The organism is Streptomyces sp. NPDC018964 (assembly GCF_044390325.1).
Lineage (GTDB): Bacteria > Actinomycetota > Actinomycetes > Streptomycetales > Streptomycetaceae > Streptomyces.
The window spans coordinates 58,507-82,704 of record NZ_JBIRYZ010000010.1; the positions used below are offsets into that span (position 1 = coordinate 58,507).

Consider the following 24,198-nt stretch of genomic DNA (forward strand, 5'->3'; position numbering starts at 1 on the left):
AGCCCCTACTCCTCCCCCTCCCGCTCCTTCTCCGCCAGGTGGATCACGCACACCGCCACCGCGATCAGCAGCGCCGGGTCCGCGTCCTCGCGCACGACGTCGACGGCGTAGGTGTCCCGCAGGGTCAGCAGCCGCCGGGAGATCACGGCGAGCAGTTCGCCGTCGTACTCGACGGCGAACTCCCGGTCGAGGATCCGGCCGCTGACGTCCAGCTCGGTGCCGCCGTCCGCCAGGGCGACCCGGTAGTGGTTGCGCAGCAGCGACAGCCGCTTGCGCCGGACCGTCGCCAGCGGCTCCCCGCCGCGCTCGATCACCATCGTGTCCCGCAGGGCGAACATCTTCTGCCGGATGTCGATGAGGACGCGCCCCCCGGTGTCCTTCAGCTCGAAGGTGTCCCGCAGCCGCATCGCCTTGCCGTCGACGAGGAAGACCTTGTTCCCGTGGTCGTCCTCGATCCAGTAGTCGTCCCCGATCCCGAGGATCCGGTCCCGCACAAGGAATCTCATGGCACGAGGGCTTCCCCTCCGGGCGTTCCGAAACGCCGCCGGTAGGCCGACGGGCTGAGTCCCGTCCCGCGCCGCAGCCGCGCCCGCAGGTTCGCCGCCGTCCCCAGGCCGCTGCGCGCGGCCACCACGTCCAGCCGCCGCTCCCCCCGCTCGATGAGCCGGCACGCCAGCGCCACGCGCTCACCGGTCAGCCACGCGAGCGGCGTCGTGCCGAGCTGCGCGCGGAACCGCCGGTGCAGGGTGGCCGGGCTCACCGCCGCCCGCGCCGCCAGGTCCGCCACCGTCAGCGGTTCGGCCAGCCGTGCCTGCGCCCACGCCAGCAACGGCCCCAACGACTCGTCCGGCACGGCCGGAACCGGACGTTCCACGAACTGCCGCTGCCCGCCGTCCCGGTGCGCGGCGAACACCAGGCGCCGGGAGACCGCGTTGGCGGTCTCGGCCCCGTGGTCCCGGCGCCACAGGTGCAGCCCCAGGTCCAGCACGGCGGAGCTGCCCGCGGCGGTGAGGACGTCCCCGTCGTCCACGAACAGCACGTCCGGCTCCAGCAGCACCTTCGGGTGCAGCTCCCGGAAGGCGTCCACCCACATCCAGTGCGTCGCGGCGCGGCGCCCGTCGAGCAGACCCGCCTCGGCGAGGGCGAAGGTGCCGGTGCAGAAGCTGACGAGACGGGCGCCCCGCGCGTGGGCGCGCCGGATCGCGTCGAGGACCGCCTCTCCGCGCGGTACGACGTTGTCCGGCCGCCCGGGCACGACGAGGGTGTCGGCGTCGTCCACGGCGTCCAGCCCGGCCACCCCGGTCATCGTGAAGAACCCGTGGTTCATGGGCACCTCCGGCGTGGGCGTGCACAACGTCACCCGGTAGGGCGCACACGGCATGCCCAGTTCGGCCGGGGCAGCCCGAACAGCTCGGTGGCCACGCCGACCTCGAACGGATTGGTGCCCTCGTCGACGATCACGGCGACGCGGTGGGTGCGCGGGGACTGAGAGGATCCTTGCGGCATGCGCGATTTCTGGCACTGGCCCGGTGCCGGCGCATCGACGACGCTGACGGCATGGCACAGGAACCCGTCTCCCTCGACCGCGCCCTCGCCTCCTTCACGGAGCGGTGGAGCCCCCGCATCGTCACCGCCGTCAACGACTACGACGTACGCGTCGCCAAGGTGGAGGGCGAGCACGTCTGGCACGCGCACGACCACACCGACGAGTTCTTCCTCGTCCTCGACGGCGAACTGCACATCTCGCTGCGCGAGCCGGCCGGCGAGCGCACGGTCGTCCTCCCGAAGGGCTCCGTGTTCACGGTCCCCCGCGGCACCGAGCACAAGCCGCACGCGCCCGCCCCCACCGCCATCCTCCTCTTCGAGCCCACCGGCACCCTCACCACCGGCGACCGCCACGACGAGGTCCCGGCCCACGTGGACACGACGACCGGACACGCGCTCGGCTGACCGGTGGTGCGGGGTGTCAGCCGCCGACCTGGTGTTCCACGCGGTGGCGGATGTACGCGTCCGGATGGGACCGGGCGATCCTCACCGCCGCGTCCACCAGGTCGTGCAGTTCCGGCGGATGGGCCGACTTCCGCAGGGGCAGTCCGGGAAGGAGACAACGCCGGACGTCCAGGTGCTCGTTGCTCACGAACTCACGCAGCGCGGCCTCCCGCCACTCGGCCGGGATGTCCGCGTCCTCATCGGGTTCCGCCCGCTCGGCGGCGTCGGGGTCCTCCGCCCGTACGAGGGGCATCCGCGCGGGCAGGGCCGACCAGTACCAGGCCCGCGCGGCACCCGCCCGATCGGCATTCGTGCCCGTTCGCAGGCAGTCGAGCAGCGCGGCCTGGACACGGCGCTGCCCGAACGCGTTCAGCGCCGGCTCGACGAACTGACGGTTGAAGCTCGGATCGGGATCGTGGACGGCCGCCTCGATCAGCACGTCGAAAGCGTCCTCGGGCAGGTCCACGCCTCGGCGGCAGACTTCACGCAACGCGGTCCGGACGCGGCGCTCCCAAGTCCATCGGTCAGAGGGATCCGGCACCGGGGGGACATCCAGCCCGAGGAGCCGGACCACGTCTGTCAGACGCCTGGAGAACGCTTCCCACCGGTCCTCCGTGCGTCCCGGTAGCGCCTGGAACTCCCGCGCCGTTCCGTCCTCGGTGGTCCCGTTCCCGTTCGCGGTCAACCGTCGCCCCCTTGCCCGTGTCACACGCGTACGATCCCGGCCCTCGTACGCGGCCGGCAGGTCCGAAGTATGAACGACGCCGTCCTCACGTTCCCACCCTGCCGACGCGCCCGCGCCCGCGCCCGAGTCTCCGAGCCGACCGGCAAGGGCTGCTGGTCCTCATGCGCACGGACCAGGCACGGCGGGAGCTCATGCCCCCCCTTCCTCCGGATCCTCCTCGTCCTCCGGCACCGTCTCTTCCCGGGTGGCCCTCCGGCGCAGGTTCTCCACGTCCGTCTGCAGGCCGATGAGCAGCATGTGGAGCTCGTCCAGGACGCCCACCGGGACGATGGGGGTGTGGTTGCCGACCTCTGGTTCGAGGAGGAGCAGCCGGTCGAGGGAGTCCCGGGCGTCCGTGATGCTCTGCCGCAGGACCAGCCGGTGTTCGGCGGCGCGCTGGCTGGCGGGCCGGTGCGCCTCGTGCGGTCCGTCCGGGTCCGGGGACGGGGCGCTCGTGCCGGGGTCCGTGTCGTCGTGGGCCCCGCCCGGCGTACTCCCGTCTGCCTCCGCGGATCCACTTCCGGCGGCCTCCGGCGCCGAGCCGGTCACCGGGCCCGACGGGCGCGGAACGAGGGGTGCCTTCGGGGGGTGCGCCTTGAGGGCGCGTTCCGGGTTCGAGGCCCAGACGACGTCCCACTGGTACAGCGTCACGGGCACCCCGTCGGCATCACGCTCGATCAGGTCGGGGCTGTTCAGGTCGACCTTGAAGTGCACGTACGGCGTGCCGGGAGCGCCTCCTGTCTTCTGCTTGTGGATGAGCTGGCGCATCGTCACGGCGTTCTCCGGCAGGGCGTCGCTGCGGAACCGGTTCGCGGCCAGAGCGAGGGTCCACAGTCCCAGCTCGTTGTGCTGCTGGGACAGGTCCTCGACGACCTGGTTGACGTCGGCGCGGAACGGGACGCCGCCCTTCTCCTTGGCGGCCATGAGGGCCGAACCGACGTTCCGGGTGAGGAGCTTGTCGGCGATCAGCGCCACGCCTCCGGCCACGGCCAGGGTGCAGCGCGCGTCGGTGTCACCGGCCAGGGCGGGCTTCACCAGGCTCGTGAAGTCGTCCGTGGGGCACGGCTCCCACTCCTGGATGACGTCGGAGGTCAGGACACCGCCGTTGTTCCAGGCGTTGCGCGCCTGGGTGGTGACGTGCTTCTTGTGCGAGCGCCACGGCAGGTCGATCAGCGGACCGAGCAGTTCCGCGAATCCCTTCAGGCCCATGCGCTTGCCTCCCTTGATGGCCTTGGCCTGGTCCTTCAAGGGCTCCAGCAGCTCCGGCCGGGTCAGGGCGTGCACCAGGTAGACGCTGCGCCACAGGGCGGTGCCGGGAGGCTCGGAGCCTGCGTCGCCGGCGAACACCCTCGGCAGCTCCCCCACGGGGATGCGGCCGACGGCCAGACCGTAGACGGTCTGGAGATCGTCCTTGGGCACCAGGGAATCACCGAGCTGGATCACGCGCTTGAGGGCACGCGTGGCGACCTCGACGTTCTGGGCGGCCGTGTCCCACTGTTTGAACTCGACGTGCACCGAGGCCAGTACGGAGCGGATCGCGTCGTCGAAGATGTCCTCGGCGGCCAGCAGGTGCCCGGGGTGCCCCTCCGCTCCGACGGCGATCTGGGCCGGGAGGACGGAGGTCTGGGCGATCTGGGCGGTGCGCGTCCCGGGCTGCTGCTCGGCGATGCCCCGGGCGAACTCCTCCCGGAGCGTCCGGCGCCACTTCTCCCGGCTTGCGGCAAGGCGCTGCCCGAACGGGCTGCCGCCCTGCGCCGCCGTTACGGCGATGTTCTTGCCGAAGAGGGAGTCCACCGCGAGCTCGGCGGTCTCCGCCGCGTCCGCGTCCGGCCCGGCGAGGACGGACCAGGCGCTCGCGAGCCGGGTGATGCCGTCCCGTACGACGAGGGCGTGGAAGGACTCGGTGCCGTCCTCGAAGGTGATCTCGACGGGGTGTGCGATGAGGTTGCGGGTGACCTTACGGGCCAGGATGGAAGGTGCGTAGCTGTTGAGCGACAGCGTGCCGTGGATGGTCTGCCACACATGGTTCCGCAGGTGGGCGAAGTCCTGGTACCGGTAGCGCACGATGGCGCAGGGGCGGTCGGCGTCCGTGAGCCCCTGGACCTGGGGGTCCGGGATCTCCATGACCTCCATCCCGGTACGAGGCTGGATGCCGGGGAGCATCTCACTGAGGTGGACGCGAGTGACGACCGAACGCAGGGTCGCGCCGTCGACGTTCTCCACCATCAGCAGTCCGGCGGGCTCGGCGGCGGTGGGCCGCAGCTGCACCGCGACGCCGTCGGGGCTGGTCGTGGCGCGGGCGACGGCCTGCCAGGCGGCTTCCGGCAGCAGCGTCACCGGGTTGGCCCGGCCCGCCTCGACCACCTTCGTGAGGTCCGCGTCCGCGGTCGCGACCGGCAGCTCGGGCTCGACGTTGGACACCAGTACGGATTCGGAACCCCACTGCACGGTGAAGGAGCGGGGGGCGTGAACGGGCATGGGTGAGACCTCCGGATACGGGAACGGACAGGGCAGGCCGGCGAGGCCAAGGGGACGGGAAGTGACAGGGGTGGACCGCACAGGCCCACCGCCTGGAGGAAATTCCGGTGCCGGGCAGCCGGGGACGACGGCCGGAGTCTCCTCCGGCGTCGGCCCGATGCCCGGCCGGTGACGCTCGTCGAACGCGGCGGGCGTCAGATCCGGAGGGGGCGCAGGGCGCCCGGGAGCAGCTCGGGAAACCACTCCCACAGGAACCGGCGGTTGTGGGACCGGGCGTGGTGCTGGTACGCGCAGTACGCGACGAACTCGGCGGCCTCCAGCAGGCCGTCCGCGGCGGCCAGGGCGTACGGCGGGCCCTGGAGCAGGTCCGGGGCTGTCGGGGCCGGGCGGGGGGTGAGCTCGTACCAGTGGGTGACGCTCGTGTGGGCGCGGATGAGCACCAGGGCGGCCGAGCCGTCCTCGCGGTGGCGGGACGACAGCCCTTCGAGGAGGGCCGCGGTCGTCGCGGCGGTGCTCATCCCGGCTCCGAGGGCGGTGCCGACCGTGGTCCCGGGCAACCGGGCGATGACCTTCAGCCCGCGCCGCAGGACATGCCGATAACCCCACTGCTCGGCCCGGCTCGGACCGCGCTGGATCGATGTGAGGCGCGGCCTGCCCTGTCCGGCCGCGAGCTTCCTCGCGCGGAGCGTGTCACCACGTCTGACGTTCAGCGCGGGGTCCGCGTACAGCTCCTCGCGGAACTCGTCCCACGTACTGACCGGGTCCTTCGACTCCAGAGCCTCGTACGACATCTGGAGCAAACCGGCGACGGCCATGTCCGGGCCGCCGGACAGGGCGACGACATAGACGCTTCGGGGCGGGTTATTCGCTTTCGTGAATGTATGGGGTATGTGATCCGTCCCGCCGCCGGCGGCGGGGGTGACGGAGTGCTTCTCGGAAGCGTTCAAGGCTCAACTCCATTGCATGGCAAAGGATGTCGGGGAGCCTCCGCTGCAACGGCGGTGCTCGCGCGTTGCAGGCGCCTCGCTTCGCGCGCCGATAAAACTACTGATCCGAGGGGGCTTCACCAAGCCGATTTCGAAACCTGATCGAACTTGGATTCGTATGGTCAGAAATGATCCAGTCCAGATGTCAGGGGATCAATTGGGTGCGCACTTCGGAGTAGTTGTCGAAAAGCCAGGGGAGCGGGTTCTGGCCGAGCCTGTCGAGGGTGGCGAGGGCTGACGCGACGGCCACGGTCTGACCGAGGGCGCTGTCCTTCTCGATCACGAATACGGACGCGTTCTCGGACGTAGGCAGCCGCCGGGGCAGCGTGATGAGCCCGAGCTTGTCGAGCTCCTTCGCGATCTCCTCGCAGAGCTCGGCGCTCAGCCGCTGCCGGTCCGGCGCCGCGTACTTCTTGATGAAGCGCATCGAGAGCCGCTTGATGCCGTCATCTACCTCTACAGCGTGCGCGATAACGGTGAAGTCCATAACTCAGTACATTACTGAGTTATTTGCCGAGATGGCTGGGTGTTCTCTTGAAAACCTTCCTGGGTCGAACGGCCCGGGGTGCGGGCCGCGGTGGCCCTACACCCCGTAGCCGTCGCTGTACCCGTCGCGGGTGCGCGGGTGGGTGGTGTCGTCGACGACCGGTGTGGCGGGGGGTACCACGACCCGCCTGCGCCGGGCGATGCTGCTGAAGGTCGCGACGCCGATCAGACCGACGATCATGAAAATGACGCCGACCAGGTCAAGGTTGACACCCTGCATGTCCCAGTCGGTCGCGAACGTGAGGATTGCTCCCGCGGCGATGAGGATGATGCATCCGCCGAGGCCCATGAGTGCCGCCTCCCTGTCCGGTGTTTCCGGTGCGAACCGGGTACCCGGGCGGGCGCCACCCATGCGCCGTACGGCAGTTGACTAACCGTCGAGGAACGCGACGAGGGCGTTCGCCAGCAGGAACGGGTCCTTGGCGCCGCACAGCTCGCGGGCGCTGTGCATCGACAGGATGGCCACGCCGATGTCGACGGTCCGGATGCCGTGCCGGGCGGCGGTGATCGGGCCGATGGTGGTGCCGCACGGCATCGCGTTGTTGGAGACGAAGGACTGGAAGGGGATGCCCGCCTTCTCGCAGGCCGCCGTGAAGACCGCCCGTCCGGAACCGTCCGTGGCGTAGCGGTTGTTGACGTTCACCTTGAGGAGGGGGCCGCCGTCGACGCGCGGGTGGTGCGTCGGGTCGTGCCGCTCCGCGTAGTTGGGGTGGACGGCGTGGCCGGTGTCGGAGGAGAGGCAGACGCTGCCGGCGAAGGCGCGCGCCCGGTCCTCGTACGAGCCTCCGCGCGCGAACACCGAACGCTCCAGGACGCCGCCGAGCAGCGGGCCGTCCGCGCCGGTGTCGGACTGGGAGCCGTTCTCCTCGTGGTCGAAGGCGGCGAGGACGGGGATGTGGGAGAGGGCGGAGCCCCGGCCCGCCACGGCGGCGAGCGCGGCCGTGGCGGCGTGCACGGAGAGCAGGTTGTCCATGCGCGGACCGGCCACCAGTTCGCGGTCGCGGCCCAGGTAGGCGGGCGGCTCGACGGAGTGCACCATCAGGTCCCAGCCGGTGACCTCGCCGGACGGGATCCCGGCGGTCTCCGCCAGGAAGGCGATCAGGTCGCCGTCGCGCACGTCGTCGCCCATGCCCCACACCGGCTGCATGTGCCGCTGCTTGTCGAGCTTGAGGCCGTCGGTGTTGACCGAGCGGTCCAGGTGGACGGCGAGCTGGGGGACCCGCAGCAGGGGACGGTCGACGTCGACCAGGCGGGTGGAGCCGTCGCGCAGGGAGAGCCGGCCGGCCAGGCCCAGGTCGCGGTCGAGCCAGGAGTTGAGCAGCGGCCCGCCGTAGATCTCCACGGCGACCTGGCGCCAGCCGTGCGCCCCGCTGTCGGGCCGGGGCTTGACGCGCAGGTTGGGGGAGTCGGTGTGGGCGCCGACGATCCGGAAGGGGGTGTGCGCGTCCGCGCCCTCGGGGACGTACCAGGCGATGATCGCGCCGCCGCGCAGCACGTACTTGCCGCCCGACGCCCCGTCCCAGGCGTCCGTCTCCGCGACCTGCCGGAAACCCGCCTTCTCCAGCCGCTCGGCGGCGTTCGCCACGGCGTGGTACGGCGTGGGGCTCGCCGCCAGGAAGGACATCAGGTCGTCGGTGTGGCCGCGGTCGAAGCGGGGGGGTTCGCTCATGGGGTTCACCTTAACGAGCGGGAGGGCCCGCTTCCCGGTGCGGGAGCGGGCCCTCGGGCGGGGTCCGGCTGGATCTCGTGGGGTCTGTCCGGGGAGGTCCGGGAGGGTCCCGGGAGGTCCGGGGAGGTCCAGGAAGTGGCTAGAACGCCGCCTCGTCCAGGTCCATCAGGTCCAGTTCGACGCCCTCGGCGACCTTGCGGGCCAGGGTGACGCCGGGCAGGACGTCGGCCGCGAAGAACTTCGCCGCCGCGATCTTGCCGGTGTAGAAGGCGACGTCCTTGGCGGAGGCGGTCGGGAGCTTCTCGGCGGCGACCGCGGCGCCGCGCAGCAGCAGGTAGCCGACGATCACGTCACCGGAGGCCATCAGCAGGCGGGTGGTGTTGAGCCCCACCTTGTAGATGTTCCTGACGTCCTGCTCGGTGGCCGCGAGGTCGGTGAGCATCAGGCCGACGATGGCCTCCAGCTCGACGGCCGCCCTGGCCAGGTGCTCGCGGGCCGCGCCGAGCTCCTCGCCGCCCTCGCCGAGCGCCAGGAACTTCTTGATGTCCTCGGCCAGCGAGTTCAGCGCCGCGCCCTGGTTGCGGACGATCTTCCGGAAGAAGAAGTCCTGGCCCTGGATCGCGGTGGTGCCCTCGTACAGGGTGTCGATCTTGGAGTCCCGGATGTACTGCTCGATCGGGTACTCCTGGAGGAAGCCGGAGCCGCCGAAGGTCTGCAGCGACTGGGCGAGCTGCTCGTAGGCCTTCTCGGAGCCGTACCCCTTGACGATGGGCAGGAGCAGGTCGTTCAGCGCGTGCTCGGTGGAGGCGTCCTCGCCGGTCGCCTCCTTGACCTGGATGGCGTCCTGGACGGAGGCGGTGTACATGACGAGGGCGCGCATGCCCTCCGCGTACGCCTTCTGCGTCATGAGGGAGCGGCGGACGTCCGGGTGGTGGGTGATGGTGACCTTGGGGGCCGACTTGTCCATGAAGTCGGCCAGGTCGGGGCCCTGGACGCGCTCCTTGGCGTACTCCAGCGCGTTGAGGTAGCCCGTCGACAGCGTGGAGATCGCCTTCGTGCCGACCATCATGCGGGCGAACTCGATGATGCGGAACATCTGGCGGATGCCGTCGTGCTTGTCGCCGATCAGCCAGCCCTTGGCGGGGTGGCGGTCGCCGAAGGTCATCTCGCAGGTGTTGGAGGCCTTCAGGCCCATCTTGTGCTCGACGTTGGTGGCGTAGACGCCGTTGCGCTCGCCGAGCTCGCCGGTCTCGAAGTCGAACTCGTACTTCGGGACGAGGAAGAGGGACAGGCCCTTGGTGCCGGGTCCGGCGCCCTCGGGGCGGGCCAGCACGTAGTGGAGGATGTTCTCCGACATGTCGTGCTCACCGGAGGTGATGAACCGCTTCACGCCCTCGATGTGCCAGGAGCCGTCCTCCTGCTGGACCGCCTTGGTGCGGCCGGCGCCCACGTCCGAGCCGGCGTCCGGCTCGGTGAGCACCATCGTGGAGCCCCACTGCCTCTCGGTGGCGATCTTCGCGATGTGCTTCTGGACCTCGTTGCCCTCCTCGAAGAGGATGCCGGCGAAGGCGGGGCCCGAGGAGTACATCCACACGGCCGGGTTGGCGCCCAGGATCAGTTCGGCGTAGGCCCAGATGAGGGAGCGGGGGGCGGTGGTGCCGCCGATCTCCTCGGGCAGGCCCAGGCGCCAGTACTCGGAGTCCATGAAGGCCTGGTAGCTCTTCTTGAAGGACGCCGGGACCGGCGCGGTGCTGGTCTCGGGGTCGAAGACCGGCGGGTTGCGGTCGGCGTCGGTGAAGGACTCCGCCAGCTCGTTCTCCGCGAGGCGGGTGAGCTCCTCCAGGATGCTCTTCGCGGTGTCGACGTCCATCTCCTCGAACGGACCCGTGCCGTACAGCTTGTCGCGCCCGAGTACTTCGAAGAGGTTGAACTCGATGTCGCGGAGATTCGACTTGTAGTGCCCCATGGCGACGGCTCCGTTGGAGAGGTATCGGCGAGGCACTGACTCCTCGCGACTGATTCACGTACGTTCACGTACCGGCAGGTAGCTACGATGATGCTACCCGCCGGTAATAAGAAGCAACCCCGATCCGGACATCTGTGACCCAGCCCTCCCGCCGGATCAGTAGTCTGTGCGGCATGTACGGCTACGACCAGAGCGCGGGGGCGCAGCAGGGTTACGTCCCGCCGCAGCAGCAGATGCAGGGCGGGTACGGGCAGCAGGCGCCGCTGTATCCGGAGCCGTCCGCGCCCTCGCTCGCCGACGCGGTGCGCGCGTTCACCACCGGGCAGATGGCGGCCGAGGACTTCCAGCAGGTCTTCGCCACCTCCAAGGTCTACTGCCCGCGCGGCGACAACCCCGGATTCCTCGCCCTGCACAACACCCAGCAGCCGGTGATCCCGATGTTCACCTCGCTGAAGGAGCTGCGGCGGTACGCGGGCAAGGAGTCCAAGTACTTCGTGATCACCGGCGCCGAGGTGATCGACCTGCTGCCCACGGGGTACGGCTTCGTGCTCGACATGGAGGGCGAGCACCGGATGGTGTTCGACGCGAAGGCCGTGGAGCAGATGGTCGAGTTCGCGATGCGCCGCATGTACGGCTGAGGCCGCCGCCGCGCGGACGGCCGACCCCTGTCACTCCTGAACACCGGGCCCGGAGGGAATGTCCTCCGGGCTTTCGTCGTTCGGGGTGGCAGGAAGTTCAACGCTCAACTAAAATGGGTGTACCCGAGGAGGTACCGACATGCCTGCAGTGACCGTCGAGAACCCGTTGACGCTGCCCCGCGTGACCGCGCCCGCCGACGCCGTGGCACGCCCCGTGCTCACCGTCACGACCGCGCCGAGCGGTTTCGAGGGCGAGGGCTTCCCGGTGCGCCGGGCGTTCGCCGGGATCAACTACCGCCATCTCGACCCGTTCATCATGATGGACCAGATGGGCGAGGTGGAGTACGCGCCCGGGGAGCCGAAGGGCACCCCCTGGCACCCGCACCGCGGCTTCGAGACCGTCACCTACATCATCGACGGGATCTTCGACCACCAGGACAGCCACGGCGGTGGCGGCACCATCACCAACGGCGACACCCAGTGGATGACGGCCGGCAGCGGCCTGCTGCACATCGAGGCGCCGCCGGAGCAGCTCGTCATGTCCGGCGGGCTCTTCCACGGGCTCCAGCTCTGGGTGAACCTCCCCGCCAAGGACAAGATGATGGCGCCGCGCTACCAGGACATCCGCGGCGGCAGCGTCCAGCTCCTCACCTCCCCCGACGGCGGCGCGCTGCTGCGCGTCATCGCCGGTGAGCTGGACGGCCACGAGGGCCCCGGCATCACGCACACGCCGATCACGATGATCCACGCGACGCTCGCGCCGGGCGCCGAGGTCACCCTGCCCTGGCGGGAGGACTTCAACGGTCTGGCGTACGTCATGGCCGGACGCGGGTCGGTCGGCGCGGAACGCCGTCCGGTCCACCTCGGGCAGACGGCGGTCTTCGGCGCCGGCTCCTCGCTGACCGTCCGCGCGGACGAGCGGCAGGACTCCCACACCCCGGACCTGGAGGTCGTCCTCCTCGGCGGACAGCCGATCCGTGAGCCGATGGCCCACTACGGCCCGTTCGTGATGAACACCCGCGACGAGCTCCAGCAGGCCTTCGAGGACTTCCAGAAGGGCCGGCTCGGGACCATTCCCGCCGTGCACGGCATGACGGAGAAGGGCCCGCAGGAGGCCTGACCGGCCGCCGGCGCCCCTCGGCAACGACGGTTCCCGAAGACTGCCAGGCTCCGGCAGTGATCACGGCCGCGGACGGACGCGACAATGTCCGTCCGCGGCCGGACGGCCGCCGGGGTCCGGAAGGAGGCAGGGAACCGATGGGTGAGCGCCGGGTACGGAAGATGCTGCGGCAGATGGAGAGCGGGGAGCCCGTTCGGGTCGTCAGCCCCATGGGCTCCATGAAGAAGCTCGCACGGATCGCCTCCTTCGCCCAGCAGTTCGGATACGAGTACGCGGACATACGGCAGGGGGGCGGGGCCCAGGGCAAGGGGCTCACGCTGCTGCTCGTGCCCGACCCCGGCCCCGCGGCCCGTGAGCGGGCCGCGCGGAACCGGGCGCGGTACCCGAGGGCCGCCGACGGCGGTGAGCTGCCGCGCCCCACGCCCGAGGAGGTCGAGCTGCTCAAGGCCCGCATCGGCTACGACCTCGCCACTCAGTACACCGACAAGCAGAGGGTGGCGCTGTCGGTCGGCGTCCTCACCGTGCTGGCCCTGGCCGTCGCCCTCAAGGTCGGCGCGCACACCACCGGGCTTGTCGTCGTCGGCGCCGTCTGGGCCGCGCTGATGGCCCTCGTGCCCGTGGGGATCACCGTCAACCGGCGCTACCGGGAGAAGCAGATCGCCCTGCTGCGGGCGGCCGGGCTGACACCGGTGACCGAGCCGGGCGGACGGGTGCGGTACGTGCCGCCGGGCGGGCGGCTCCCCGGGCAGGGCAATCCCTTCGCCCGATGAGGCGGGCGGGGGAACCGTACGGGGAGACGGGCGGGCGGTACGGGCCCGGGGCGGGCTCGGCCGCGTCCGACCGGTAATGACGGAGAGGCGATCTTGGGCCGACCGGTAGGCTTGGGGGAGTTTCACGTGAAACAACGACCCCGATCCGCGAAGGCTGGATGAACGACGATGCATCGGTACAGGTCCCACACCTGCGGCGAGCTCCGCGCCTCTGACGTCGGCACCGACGTCCGGCTGAGTGGCTGGCTGCACAATCGGCGCGACCTGGGCGGCATCCTCTTCATCGATCTGCGCGATCACTACGGCATCACGCAGCTCGTGGCCCGCCCGGGCACCGAGGCGTACGACGCGCTGGACAAGCTCTCCAAGGAGACCGTGGTCCGCGTCGACGGCAAGGTCGTCTCGCGCGGTACGGAGAACGTCAACCCCGAGCTGCCGACCGGTGAGGTCGAGGTCGAGGTCTCCGCGGTCGAGGTGCTGGGCGCCGCCGCCCCGCTCCCCTTCACGATCAACGCCGAGGACGGCGTCAACGAGGAGCGGCGCCTGGAGTACCGCTTCCTGGACCTGCGCCGCGAGCGCATGCACCGCAACATCCTGCTGCGCACGTCGGTCATCTCGGCGATCCGCCAGAAGATGACGGCGCTGGGCTTCAACGAGATGGCGACGCCGATCCTGAGCGCCACCTCCCCGGAGGGCGCCCGTGACTTCGTCGTCCCCTCGCGCCTGAACCCGGGCAAGTTCTACGCGCTGCCGCAGGCGCCGCAGCAGTTCAAGCAGCTGCTGATGATCTCCGGCTTCGACCGCTACTTCCAGATCGCGCCCTGCTTCCGTGACGAGGACGCCCGCGCGGACCGCTCGCCGGGCGAGTTCTACCAGCTCGACGTGGAGATGAGCTTCGTCGAGCAGGAGGACGTCTTCCAGCCGATCGAGAAGCTGATGACCGAGCTGTTCGAGGAGTTCGGCAACGGCCGTCACGTGACGTCGCCGTTCCCGCGCATCCCGTTCCGCGAGGCGATGCTGAAGTACGGCTCCGACAAGCCGGACCTGCGCGCCAAGCTGGAGCTCGTCGACATCACCGACGTCTTCGAGGGCTCGGAGTTCAAGGCCTTCGCCGGCAAGCACGTACGCGCTCTGCCGGTGCCGGACGTCTCCGGTCAGCCGCGCAAGTTCTTCGACCAGCTCGGCGACTACGCGGTCTCCCAGGGCGCGAAGGGCCTGGCGTGGGTGCGCGTCGGCGAGGACGGCTCGCTGACCGGCCCGATCGCGAAGTTCCTCACGGAGGAGAACGTCGCCGAGCTGACCAAGCGCCTCGCGCTGGCCCCCGGCCACGCGGTGTTCTTCGGCGCGGGCGAGTTCGACGAGGTCTCGAAGATCATGGGCGCGGTGCGGGTCGAGGCCGCCAAGCGCGCCGGTCACTTCGAGGAGAACGTCTTCCGCTTCTGCTGGATCGTCGACTTCCCGATGTACGAGAAGGACGAGGAGACCGGCGCGATCGACTTCTCGCACAACCCGTTCTCGATGCCGCAGGGCGGCCTGGAGGCCCTGGAGACCCAGGACCCGCTGTCCATCCTCGGCTGGCAGTACGACATCGTCTGCAACGGTGTCGAGCTGTCCTCGGGCGCGATCCGGAACCACGAGCCGGAGATCATGCTCAAGGCGTTCGAGATCGCGGGTTACGACCGCGAGACGGTCGAGGAGAAGTTCGCGGGCATGCTCCGCGCGTTCCGCTTCGGCGCCCCGCCGCACGGTGGCATCGCGCCCGGCGTGGACCGTATCGTCATGCTGCTGGCCGACGAGCCCAACATCCGCGAGACCATCGCCTTCCCGCTCAACGGCAACGCCCAGGACCTGATGATGGGCGCGCCGACGGAGCTGGAGGAGGCCCGGCTGAAGGAGCTGCACCTGACGGTGCGCAAGCCGCAGCCGAAGTAACCCCGCTCGTGGTGAAGGGCCCGGAACCGACCTCGGTTCCGGGCCCTTCCTGCTTGAACGGGGTTCTCAGGCCGCCGGCCCCTCCTGGCTGAACAGGTCCTCCGCGCGCTCCACCGTGCCGGAGCGGTCGAGCCAGTCGTTGAGGCGGTCGAGGTCGGTGCAGGTGCTGATGCGCTGACGGACGTCGTCGGAGAGGGGGAGGCCCCGTACCTCCAGCACGCGCAGGATCCCCTTGGCTTCGCCTTCGGCCTTGCCCTCCAGGTACTTCTCCTCGAAGAGCGTTCCGTGCCCCGGGAAGTAGGTGACGGGGGTTTTCTGCATCAGTTCTCTCCAGTTCTTCCTGGCCGGAGTGGACTCCAGACCTACCTCTACCACCTCGAACCAGTACTTTGTGGTGTCCCGATCGAAGGACGCGAGCCCACGGGCGACCGTTTCCAGTATGGTCGCCGCCCTCCGGCTCTGGCTGTGAACGATGGCTGAGAGTGCCGCCAGGGCGGGCTGCTGGGCCACCACCGTCTCGTCGGTGAACTCCGGGACGGTCTGCGGTCCCAGGACGAAGGGGCGGGTGACCTGGGTCGTCCAGGGGCCCACAGTGCACTCGAAGGGGCCCATCGCCCAGGCCGCCGTGGAGCGGTCTCGGCAGACCGCGACCAGGAGGACCGGCAGGTCGTACTTCGCGCGCAGGTACGCGACGTAGTACGCCCAGTTCTTCGCCTTCTCCGGGTCCTTCTTCGTCTGGGCCTCCACGGCCAGGACGAAGTGCTCACCCATGTCGGGTTCGAACATCAGGACCGTGTCCGCGCGGCGTTCCATCGGACGGATCTCGGTGACGTCCGGGGAGAGTTCGTGGAAGTCCGTCTTCACGGGCGGCGGCAGGCCCAGTGCCTCGAAGACGGGTGTGAGGGCCTCCGGGTGCTTCTGGAAGAGCTGGTGGGAGGCCTCGTGTGTTGCTGTGACCATGAGCGCAAGCCTGGTGCGCTCATGGTCTATGCGTTGGGCATATGTGAGGCATTCACCTGATCGGGTCAGCGGGCCACGAACTGGGTGAGGATGGCCTGGACCTCGTAGATGTCGACGCCCTTGGTGAAGGTCTTCTGGAGGGGGGTCGGGGAACCGGAGATCCAGATCTTCAGTTCGGCGTCGAGGTCGAAGGTGCCGGCGGTCTCCACCGCGAAGTGGGTGATGCTGCGGTACGGAACGGAGTGGTACTCCACCTTCTTGCCGGTGATGCCCTGCTTGTCGACCATGATCAGGCGGCGGTCGGTGAAGAGTATGGTGTCGCGGATCAGCAGGAACGCGGCGTGCACCTGCTCGCCGTGGCCCAGCAGACGGGCGTAGTCCTGCTGTGCCTGGGCCGGGTCGACGGTGTGTGCGTTGCCGAAGAGCGCCATGGAACGAAGTCCCCCCATGTGAGTGATGATGGCCGGATCTCGACCGTCTTCACGTGATCTTCGCAAACAGAAGAGCCTGAGAGAAGGCTTCCCTCCCGCCTGGGACGCTGCTGTAGCGAGCGCGTTACGCGGTCGGCTTCCCTTCGATACGTGAGGGGAGGATCGCGCCCGGCATCGGCGGGACCATCGTCCTCCCGCGCGACGGCAACGCCCAGGACCCGATGACGAGGGAGGGGCGGGGAAGAAAAAATCCCCGCACGCGGCAACCCTTCGCCGGGCGGCGGTCACTGACAGGACGTAACCCCGCTCCTCCCCCGTAAGGAAGCCTCGTGGCTGCTCGTTCCCACCGCCGGTCCCTCCGTTCCCGTCGTGCCGCCGTCGTCTGCGCTGCCGTCGTGGCCGCGGGTGCCGGCGCCGGTGTCTTCGTGATGAACGCCAACGCCGGGACCGTGGACCTGTACCACCAGACGCTCGCCGCGAAGGACGGCTGGGCGTCCTCCGGTACGGGCACCACCGGCGGCACGAAGGCCGACGCCGCCCACACCTTCACCGTCTCCACCCGCGCGCAGCTCGTGAAGGCACTGGGCTCGGTGTCCGACACCACGCCCCGCATCATCAAGGTCAACGGCATGATCGACGCCAACACCGACGACAGCGGCAAGAAGCTGACCTGCGCCGACTACGCCTCCGGCACCGGCTACTCGCTGTCGGCCTACCTCAAGGCCTACGCCCCGGCCACCTACGGCCGCTCCAAGCTGCCCTCCGGCACCCAGGAGAAAGCGCGCGCCGCCGCCCAGGCCAAGCAGGGCAAGAACATCGTCCTCAAGGTCCCCGCCAACACGACGATCGTGGGCGTGCCCGGCACGAACGCGGGCCTCACCGGGGCCATGCTCCAGATCCAGAACGTGGACAACGTCATCGTCCGCAACCTGACCTTCGCCGCCACCGAGGACTGCTTCCCGCAGTGGGACCCGACCGACGGCGACGACGGCAACTGGAACTCCAACTACGACTCGGTGTCCCTGCGCGGTGCGACCCACGTGTGGGCGGACCACAACACGTTCACCGACGCGCCGCACTTCGACAGCGCCAATCCGAAGTACTTCGGCCGCGAGTACCAGATCCACGACGGCGCCCTCGACATCACCAAGGGTTCCGACCTGGTGACCGTCTCGCGCAACCAGTTCACCAACCACGACAAGACGATGCTGATCGGCAGCAGCGACACCGACAGCGTCGGCAAGCTGCGCGTCTCCCTCCACCACAACGTGTGGAAGGGCATCATGCAGCGCGCCCCGTTGGCCCGCATCGGCCAGATCCACATCTACAACAACTACTACGACGTCACGCCCCTCAACGGGTACGCGCCGCAGTACAGCATCAACTCCCGCGCCAAGGCCCAGGTCGTCGCGGAGAACAACTACTGGAAGCTGCCGTCCGGCGCGAAGGCCGCCAAGCTCCTCAGCGGTGACGGCACCGGCTCGGTCAAGGGCTCCGGCAACCTCGTCAACGGCACGGTGAGCGACCTCGTCGCCGCCTACAACGCCGCTTCGTCCAAGGACCTGAAGACCACGGTCAACTGGACCCCGGCCCTCACGGCGGGCCTGGAGGCCTCGGCGAGCGACCTGCCGACGTCGCTGGCGACGACGACGGGGGCGGGCGTGCTCAAGTAGCACTCCAGACGCGCGAGGGCCGGGAGACCACGAGCCCCCGGCCCTCGCGCACCCATATCGCGCGGTCCGCCGCGCCACGGACCGTGCGGGGTCCGGGACGTGTTCCCGGGCCCCGCACGGCGTCCGCCGGGCAGTCCGAGGGCGCGCGTCCCCGGCAGCCGTGACTACTCGTCCTCGAAGATCTCCGCGGCCGTCGGGGCCGTGACGGCACGCCGGTGCCACTGGCGCAGGATCTCGGGGTCGTCGCAGTCGGTGACGCGTTCCCGGACCGCGTCGGGGATGTCGATGCCGCGCACTTCCAGGATGTCCAGGACGTCCTCGGCGGCGCGTCGTACCGCGCCCTGGGCCCGGCCCTCGTCGCGGATTTCCTCGGAGATGAACGACTTGTAGAAGGAGAGGTCCACGGCCACCAGTTTCCTCCACAGGTGCGCGGCCGGGTGCTTGCCCAGGCCTTGTGCGATGAGTTCGATGATCGGGTCGGCGATGCTCTGCGGCGTGTCCCGCAGAACGGTCGTCATTGATTTGAGTATGGCCCCGGCGTCCGGATGCGCGGCGTGGGTGATCGCCGACAGCGTGGCGAGGGCGAGGTCCTTGCGGGCTTCGGCCGGGTCGGTGATCACCGGCATGTTGTGCGGTCCCGCGACCAGCGGCCGCAGCGTCAGCAGGGGCCACTGGCGGGGGCCGAAGCTGACCTCGCGCGCGGCCCATTCCGCCGTGGCGCGGTCCTGGCAGACGACCAGCAGCAGCGGCTGGAGCCGGTACTTGTTGAGCATGTAGGAGGCGTAGTACACCCAGCTGGCGGGCTTGTCGGGGTTCTTCCCGCTCTGGGCCTCGACCGCGAGGAGTAGCGGTTCGCCGTCCTCCGGGTCCAGCCGCAGGAGGGTGTCCACGCGGCGTTCGACGGGGCTGGTCTCGGTGAGGTCATTGGGCAGGACGGTGACCGAGGCGGGCGTGGGGAAGTCGATGCCGAGCACCTCGGAGACTCCGGAGAAGAGGTCCGGGTACTGCTGGAAGATGCGGTGCATCGCCTCGTGGGGCGAGCTGACCATACGGATTCCTGGGAAGCGAAGTGACAAGGGAGGCAACGGCATTGCCTCTGGCACATGCCCTTGCGTGTTTTGTGGGGAGCGTATGAGTGCGATTCGGCCTGGCGTGGGCATATGGGGTGATATTCACCCGGAGGAGTGAAAGTGGCTGTGAGTCGGTGTCCGGCGGGTGCCGGAGTCTGGCTGGCTTGTCAGGTGGTCGTGGGTGACGGTTGCCGGAGTGTGAGGCAGCCCTGGCAGTGGTGGGGGTCGGGGCCTCGGTAGGCGTGGTCGCAGGTGTCGCAGTTGCGGAGGGGGTGCCGGACGGGCGCGGGTGGTTCGGGGGCGCGGTAGGGCGGGAGGGGCGGCAGCTTGGCCGTCAGGCGGTGGGCCAGGAAGGCGGCGGGCCGGGCCAGGGGTTCCAGGGGCAGGCCGGCGGCCAGGGCCTTGCGTACGGCGGTGGGGGTCAGGTCGCGCTCCAGCCAGGCGACGACGCCGGGGGCGAGGTGTTCGGCGTCGGTGGCGGAGAGCAGCAGGCGGGGGTCCTCGCGGCGGAGGCCGGCGAGGACGTCGGTGGCCGTCCGGAGGAGGTCGGGGGAGGTGTACGCGGGCTTCGGTACGGCGGGGAGGGCGCGGCGGCGTGGGGGTTCCTGCTGCTGGGCGGTGGCCGCGCGGCGGGCCGGGGGTTTGGGCTTCTCGCTCGCTTCGGAGGTGGCGTCGCGTCGGCCGGGCTGGTTGCAGGAGACGGTGCGGGTGACGAGGCGGCCGGTCGGGGTGCGTTCGCGGATGCGGCGCAGGTAGCCGTGGGTCTCCAGCTCGTTCAGGGCGGCGGCGATCCGGGTCGGGCCCTCGGGGAAGCGGGCGGCGAGGGTCTTGATGCCGACGGGCGTGCCGGTGGGGAGGGACTGGATGTGGCAGGCCAGTCCGATCGCCAGCAGGGAGAGGTCCGGGTGCTGGGTGAGGTGGTTGCCGATCACCGTGAAGCGTTCGGTGTGGCGGGTGTTGTCGTGGATGACTCCGCCGGGGTGGCCCTTCGCGTGGGAGCGCCGACGAGGGTGGTTTTTCCCGCTGTTACGGGACTGGGCGTGCGGGCGCACGCTAGTGTTTTGGGCATCCATCGGGAAGCCTCTTTCTTCCTTGGTGGTCAGGCCCTCGCAGTGGGATTGGCGTTCCCGGCGGGGGCCGTTTACGTGTCTGGGGCTGTGTGCCGTGCTGCGTTGAGCTGAGCGTAGGGCAGACAACCTGTGTCATTTCCACTCCAGTTGGCGATGTTCACCCACGCGAGTGAGTGTGCGCCGTGGGCGGGAGGGGTGGGGCTTGGTGCGGTTTCTTTCTCTCTCGTGGTTCTTGGGAAAGACGTCCGGCGGCACCGGAACACACGTGATCGGGTTCCGGTGCCGGTGTCGTTTCCGCTGGTCAGGATGGTGGTGGCTCGATTTTCGTCCGTACGGTGTTGTGGGATCGGTCCGAGAGTGCGCTGAAGTGAGTGGCGGGTTAACGAAGTTGGGGGGACTTTTCGCTGTTCGCGGGACCGGGAGTGGCCGGACATGATTACCGTGAAGAGTGACAGCGCCGATACTCAGAGTGACTGTCGGTGCTTGTCGGCCGCTGCCCGGACCGTCGGAAACCGGCCTGTGAGTACGGGCGTTGCGGCACGGCGGTACGACAGAGGGGTGCGGTTATGTCGGTGGACGGTGAGGCGGTACGGCTCCGGGCCGAGGCCGAGGAGGACGAGCCGGGGTGGGAGGTGGACCCGGAGGACGAGTGGGGCGTGGCCGTTCTCACCACCGTGGGGCGCCAGTTGAAGTTGCGGCGGGAAGCGATGGGCATGCGGGTCGTCGACTTCGCGGCGGCGGTCAAGTACGGGGACGACCTCGTCTACAAGATCGAGGGCGGCAAACGGATCCCCCGGCAGGAGTATCTGCGCAAGGCCGACGAGGTGCTGGGCGCGGGCGGGCTCATCGCGGCGGCGTGGGAGGACGTGAGGAAGGTCCGGTACCCGAAGAAGATTCGGGACATGGCCCGCGTGGAGTCACAGGCGGTTGAGCTGACCGCGTACGGCACTCACAATCTTCACGGCCTGTTGCAGACAGAGGGCTACATGCGCGCACTGTTCGAGATGCGGCGCCCGGCGTACTCACAGGATCAGGTGGAGCGGTTGGTCGCCGCGCGCATGGCCCGCAAGGCGATCTTCGAGCGGGATCCCTCTCCAGAGCTGTGCTTTGTCCAGGAAGAGGCGACGCTCAGGCGGCCACTCGGCGGCAGAATGGTGTTGCGCCACCAGTTGGAGCATCTTCTGGAACTCGGTCAGATGCGGAATGTCGAGATCCAGGTGATGCCGATCGACCGTGCGGTCCACGCCGGTATGGGAGGCGAGATCCAGGTGCTCAAGTTCGCCGACGGAACGGCGGTCGGCCGGGCCGAGGGAGACTTCGGCAGCCGTCCCCTCACGGAGTTGAAGCATCTTCGGATCATGGAACTGCGGTGTGGCATCATCCGAGCCCAGGCTCTCTCACCAGGGGAGTCGCTGGCCTTCATCGAGCAAGCGCTGGGAGAGACATGATCCGCGAGACGTCTGCCGAGGACGGGTCGGAGCTGCGGTGGTTCAAGAGCAGCTACAGCGACAGCAGCAACAGCAACGAGTGCGTTGAGGTCGCGATCGTGCCTGGCGCGGTGCACGTCCGTGACTCCAAGGACGTGGAAGGCCCTCGGCTCGCGCTCACCCGCCAGGCGTGGGCCGACTTCGTCGCGCACGCGTCGGGAAGCTGAACCTTCGGCTGCGCGGAGGCCCGGAAACATACTGTTTCCGGGCCTCTGTGCGTACGTGATGCGTCCTACGCGGTCGGCTTCTCCTCGAGGCGCGGGAAGAGGACCGCGCCCTTGGTGACCGTGGAGCCGGCGGGGAGCAGGCCCCAGGTGCCGGACTCCTGGACCTTCTGGTCCGCCAGGGCGCCGAGGCCGGCCTCCGCGCCGAGGGAGTCCCAGAGCTTCTGCGAGGTCTCCGGCATGATCGGGTTGAGGAGGACCGCCACCGCGCGCAGGGACTCCGCGGCCGTGTAAAGGATCGTTGCGAGGCGCGCCTTGCCCTCGGGGGAGTCGTCCTTCGCGACCTTCCAGGGCTCCTGCTCCGTGATGTAGCCGTTGACCTGCTTCACGAAGTCGAACACCGCCAGGATGCCGCCCTGGAAGTCCAGCTCCTCGCCGATCTTCCGGTCCGCCTCCGTGACGGCCTTCGCCAGGCCGTCGTGGATCGCCTGCTCGGCGTCGCCGTCGGCCGTCGACGCCGGCAGTTCGCCGCCGAAGTACTTGCCGACCATCGCGGCGACGCGGGAGGCGAGGTTGCCGTAGTCGTTCGCCAGCTCGCTGGTGTAGCGGGCGGAGAAGTCCTCCCAGGAGAAGCTGCCGTCCTGGCCGAAGGCGATCGCCCGCAGGAAGTACCAGCGGTACGCGTCCACGCCGAAGTGCGAGGTCAGGTCCTGCGGCTTGATGCCGGTCAGGTTGGACTTGCTCATCTTCTCGCCGCCGACCATCAGCCAGCCGTTCGCGGCGACCTTCCCGGGGAGGGGGAGGCCCTGCGCCATCAGCATGGCCGGCCAGATGATCGCGTGGAAGCGGAGGATGTCCTTGCCGACCAGGTGCACGTCGGCGGGGAAGGTGGCCTCGAACTTCTCCGGGTTCTCGTTGTAGCCGACCGCCGTGGCGTAGTTCAGCAGCGCGTCGACCCACACGTAGATGACGTGCTTCTCGTCCCAGGGGATCGGGATGCCCCAGTCGAACGTCGAGCGGGAGATGGAGAGGTCCTGCAGGCCCTGGCGGACGAAGTTCACGACCTCGTTGCGCGCGGACTCGGGCTGGATGAAGCCCGGGTTGGCCTCGTAGTGGGCGAGGAGCTTGTCGCCGTACTCGCTGAGCTTGAAGAAGTAGTTCTCCTCGCTGAGGATCTCCACCGGCTTCTTGTGGATCGGGCACAGCTTCTGGCCCGCGTACTCGCCCTCGCCGTCGAGCAGCTCGCCGGGGAGCTTGTACTCCTCGCAGCCCACGCAGTACGGGCCCTCGTAGCCGCCCTTGTAGATCTCGCCCTTGTCGTACAGGTCCTGCACGAACTCCTGGACGCGGTCGGTGTGCCGCTTCTGCGTGGTGCGGATGAAGTCGTCGTTCGCGATGTCGAGGTGCTCCCACAGGGGCTTCCAGGCCTCCGTGACGAGCTTGTCGGCCCAGGCCTGCGGGGTGACCCCGTTCGCCTCGGCCGTGCGCATGATCTTCTGACCGTGCTCGTCCGTGCCGGTGAGGTACCACACCTTCTCACCGCGCTGGCGGTGCCAGCGGGTGAGCACGTCGCCTGCGACGGTCGTATAGGCGTGGCCCAGGTGAGGAGCGTCGTTGACGTAGTAGATGGGGGTCGAGACGTAGTACGCCTTCGCCCCCTGCTTCTCGGATCCAGTGGCCGCCATGGTCGAAATCCTACTGGCCCCGGAGAGATCGGCTCACCTGCGTTTCGGGGGGCGGACGGGATGTCCGTCCGCCCCCCGGGCGAGGGTGAGGGGGCGCGGCTACGGGCGCCAGGCCGCCAGGACGCCCTCGTAGAGCTCCTTGTCGGTGAGCTCGAGGGGGGTGGGGCCCGCGTGGAAGAAGGAGGTGTTCTCCGTCTTCAGCTTGCGGAGGTAGTCGAAGGCCTTGTTGTCGTGCTCACCGAAGGCGACGAAGGAGAAGAACACGGAGGGGTGGTTCTTCGCCGCGTCGGTGAGGGCCTGGGTGGCGGGGGTCTTGGCGTCCGGTGCGCCGTCCGTCTGGAAGACGACCAGGGCGGGGGTGCCGGCCGGTTCGTTCGCGTGCTGGGCGAGGACGGCCTCGACGGCCGCGTGGTAGCTGGTACGGCCCATGCGGCCGAGGCCGGCGTGCAGCTCGTCGATCTTGTTCTCGTGGTCGGTGAGGGTCAGCTCGCCGGTGCCGTCCAGTTCGGTGGAGAAGAACGTGACGTGGAGGGTGGCCTCGGTGTCGAGGTGGGCGGCGAGGGCGAGGGTCTGCTCGGCGAGGGCCTGGGCGGAGCCGTCCTTGTAGTACGGGCGCATGCTCGCGGAGCGGTCGAGGACGAGGTAGACCTTGGCGCGGGTGCCGGTGAGGTTGTGGTGCGTGAGGGCTGCGGCGGCTGCCTTGTGGGCGGTGAGGAGGGTGGGGGGGACGGGGGGGTGTTCGGCCTCTGCCTCGGCCTTGGGCTCCGGTTCCGGCTCCGGTTCGGCCTCGGCTTCGCCTTCGGCCGGGGTTTCGTTCCCACCCGCACCGCCCGTGCTGCT

22 protein-coding genes and 1 pseudogene are annotated in these 24,198 nt (G+C 69.5%); 8 read left to right on the top strand and 15 right to left on the bottom strand.

Features of this window, described 5'->3' with window-relative positions; all coding sequences use genetic code 11:
* Positions 1 to 5 precede the first annotated feature (5 nt).
* Both ACH5AO_RS18625 and ACH5AO_RS18630 read right to left on the bottom strand, forming a co-directional pair.
* A complete protein-coding gene (locus ACH5AO_RS18625) occupies positions 6 to 506 on the bottom strand; it encodes an LURP-one-related/scramblase family protein (protein ID WP_398925886.1) in 501 nt (166 codons plus the stop codon).
* Positions 503 to 1,506: pseudogene (locus tag ACH5AO_RS18630) on the bottom strand (GlxA family transcriptional regulator). The gene ACH5AO_RS18625 and the pseudogene ACH5AO_RS18630 overlap by 4 nt, the downstream one beginning before the upstream one ends.
* A 51-nt stretch (positions 1,507 to 1,557) precedes the next feature.
* Between ACH5AO_RS18630 and ACH5AO_RS18635 the strand changes: the two are divergent.
* Entirely contained in the window at positions 1,558 to 1,950 is a 393-nt protein-coding gene (locus tag ACH5AO_RS18635; protein ID WP_398925888.1) for a cupin domain-containing protein, read from the top strand.
* Positions 1,951 to 1,966: 16 nt separating this feature from the next.
* Here the strand turns inward: ACH5AO_RS18635 and ACH5AO_RS18640 are convergent, their stop codons facing one another.
* The 7 genes from ACH5AO_RS18640 to ACH5AO_RS18670 form a co-directional block, all read right to left on the bottom strand.
* Positions 1,967 to 2,455: a hypothetical protein gene (locus ACH5AO_RS18640; RefSeq protein ID WP_398925889.1), complete on the bottom strand. Its 489-nt coding sequence runs from the start codon at positions 2,453 to 2,455 to the stop codon at positions 1,967 to 1,969.
* Positions 2,456 to 2,863: 408 nt separating this feature from the next.
* Entirely contained in the window at positions 2,864 to 5,191 is a 2,328-nt protein-coding gene (locus tag ACH5AO_RS18645; RefSeq protein WP_398925891.1) for a hypothetical protein, read from the bottom strand.
* 194 nt (positions 5,192 to 5,385) lie between these two features.
* Positions 5,386 to 6,138, bottom strand: coding sequence for a hypothetical protein (locus tag ACH5AO_RS18650; RefSeq protein WP_398925893.1), 753 nt, complete (start codon positions 6,136 to 6,138; stop codon positions 5,386 to 5,388).
* 184 nt (positions 6,139 to 6,322) lie between these two features.
* Complete coding sequence (locus tag ACH5AO_RS18655; RefSeq protein ID WP_398925895.1) at positions 6,323 to 6,664, bottom strand: hypothetical protein; 342 nt, start codon at positions 6,662 to 6,664, stop codon at positions 6,323 to 6,325.
* 96 nt (positions 6,665 to 6,760) lie between these two features.
* Positions 6,761 to 7,012 (bottom strand): DUF6458 family protein, encoded by a 252-nt coding sequence (locus ACH5AO_RS18660; RefSeq protein ID WP_398925897.1) that lies wholly within the window; start codon positions 7,010 to 7,012, stop codon positions 6,761 to 6,763.
* An 81-nt stretch (positions 7,013 to 7,093) separates the two neighbouring features.
* Entirely contained in the window at positions 7,094 to 8,392 is a 1,299-nt protein-coding gene (locus ACH5AO_RS18665) for a M18 family aminopeptidase (RefSeq protein ID WP_398925899.1), read from the bottom strand.
* A gap of 139 nt (positions 8,393 to 8,531) precedes the next feature.
* A complete protein-coding gene (locus tag ACH5AO_RS18670) occupies positions 8,532 to 10,358 on the bottom strand; it encodes an acyl-CoA dehydrogenase (protein ID WP_398926323.1) in 1,827 nt (608 codons plus the stop codon).
* Positions 10,359 to 10,531: 173 nt separating this feature from the next.
* On the opposite strand from ACH5AO_RS18670, the gene ACH5AO_RS18675 reads away from it, so the two are divergent.
* The 4 genes from ACH5AO_RS18675 (at position 10,532) to aspS (ending at position 14,818) form a co-directional block, all read left to right on the top strand.
* On the top strand, positions 10,532 to 10,996 hold the full coding sequence (locus tag ACH5AO_RS18675) for an SseB family protein (RefSeq protein WP_030856883.1): 465 nt from the start codon (positions 10,532 to 10,534) through the stop codon (positions 10,994 to 10,996).
* A gap of 139 nt (positions 10,997 to 11,135) precedes the next feature.
* On the top strand, positions 11,136 to 12,116 hold the full coding sequence (locus tag ACH5AO_RS18680; protein WP_398925901.1) for a pirin family protein: 981 nt from the start codon (positions 11,136 to 11,138) through the stop codon (positions 12,114 to 12,116).
* 137 nt (positions 12,117 to 12,253) lie between these two features.
* Positions 12,254 to 12,886, top strand: a complete 633-nt coding sequence (locus ACH5AO_RS18685) for a hypothetical protein (protein WP_398925903.1) — start codon at positions 12,254 to 12,256, stop codon at positions 12,884 to 12,886.
* 168 nt (positions 12,887 to 13,054) lie between these two features.
* On the top strand, positions 13,055 to 14,818 hold the full coding sequence (gene aspS / locus ACH5AO_RS18690) for an aspartate--tRNA ligase (RefSeq protein WP_398925905.1): 1,764 nt from the start codon (positions 13,055 to 13,057) through the stop codon (positions 14,816 to 14,818).
* A 66-nt stretch (positions 14,819 to 14,884) separates the two neighbouring features.
* Here aspS and ACH5AO_RS18695 read toward each other — a convergent pair whose 3' ends face one another.
* Positions 14,885 to 15,778, bottom strand: coding sequence for a hypothetical protein (locus ACH5AO_RS18695; protein WP_398925907.1), 894 nt, complete (start codon positions 15,776 to 15,778; stop codon positions 14,885 to 14,887).
* A 65-nt stretch (positions 15,779 to 15,843) separates the two neighbouring features.
* Positions 15,844 to 16,209, bottom strand: coding sequence for a PH domain-containing protein (locus ACH5AO_RS18700; RefSeq protein WP_030856872.1), 366 nt, complete (start codon positions 16,207 to 16,209; stop codon positions 15,844 to 15,846).
* Positions 16,210 to 16,538: 329 nt separating this feature from the next.
* On the opposite strand from ACH5AO_RS18700, the gene ACH5AO_RS18705 reads away from it, so the two are divergent.
* Positions 16,539 to 17,882 carry a polysaccharide lyase family 1 protein gene (locus ACH5AO_RS18705; protein WP_398925909.1) on the top strand — a complete coding sequence of 448 codons (1,344 nt, stop codon included), beginning with the start codon at positions 16,539 to 16,541 and terminating at the stop codon, positions 17,880 to 17,882.
* Between the two features lie 164 nt (positions 17,883 to 18,046).
* Here ACH5AO_RS18705 and ACH5AO_RS18710 read toward each other — a convergent pair whose 3' ends face one another.
* Both ACH5AO_RS18710 and ACH5AO_RS18715 read right to left on the bottom strand, forming a co-directional pair.
* Positions 18,047 to 18,931, bottom strand: coding sequence for a hypothetical protein (locus tag ACH5AO_RS18710; RefSeq protein WP_398925911.1), 885 nt, complete (start codon positions 18,929 to 18,931; stop codon positions 18,047 to 18,049).
* 188 nt (positions 18,932 to 19,119) lie between these two features.
* A complete protein-coding gene (locus ACH5AO_RS18715; protein WP_398925913.1) occupies positions 19,120 to 20,025 on the bottom strand; it encodes a helix-turn-helix domain-containing protein in 906 nt (301 codons plus the stop codon).
* A 563-nt stretch (positions 20,026 to 20,588) separates the two neighbouring features.
* Here ACH5AO_RS18715 and ACH5AO_RS18720 point away from each other — a divergent pair.
* Positions 20,589 to 21,470, top strand: a complete 882-nt coding sequence (locus ACH5AO_RS18720) for a helix-turn-helix domain-containing protein (RefSeq protein ID WP_398925915.1) — start codon at positions 20,589 to 20,591, stop codon at positions 21,468 to 21,470.
* Positions 21,467 to 21,676 (top strand): DUF397 domain-containing protein, encoded by a 210-nt coding sequence (locus tag ACH5AO_RS18725; RefSeq protein WP_398925917.1) that lies wholly within the window; start codon positions 21,467 to 21,469, stop codon positions 21,674 to 21,676. The genes ACH5AO_RS18720 and ACH5AO_RS18725 overlap by 4 nt, the downstream gene beginning before the upstream one ends.
* A 65-nt stretch (positions 21,677 to 21,741) precedes the next feature.
* Here the strand turns inward: ACH5AO_RS18725 and metG are convergent, their stop codons facing one another.
* Positions 21,742 to 23,358 carry a methionine--tRNA ligase gene (gene metG, locus ACH5AO_RS18730; RefSeq protein ID WP_398925919.1) on the bottom strand — a complete coding sequence of 539 codons (1,617 nt, stop codon included), beginning with the start codon at positions 23,356 to 23,358 and terminating at the stop codon, positions 21,742 to 21,744.
* Between the two features lie 99 nt (positions 23,359 to 23,457).
* On the bottom strand, positions 23,458 to 24,198 hold a 741-nt coding region (locus ACH5AO_RS18735; RefSeq protein ID WP_398925921.1), incomplete at its 5' end, for a VWA domain-containing protein.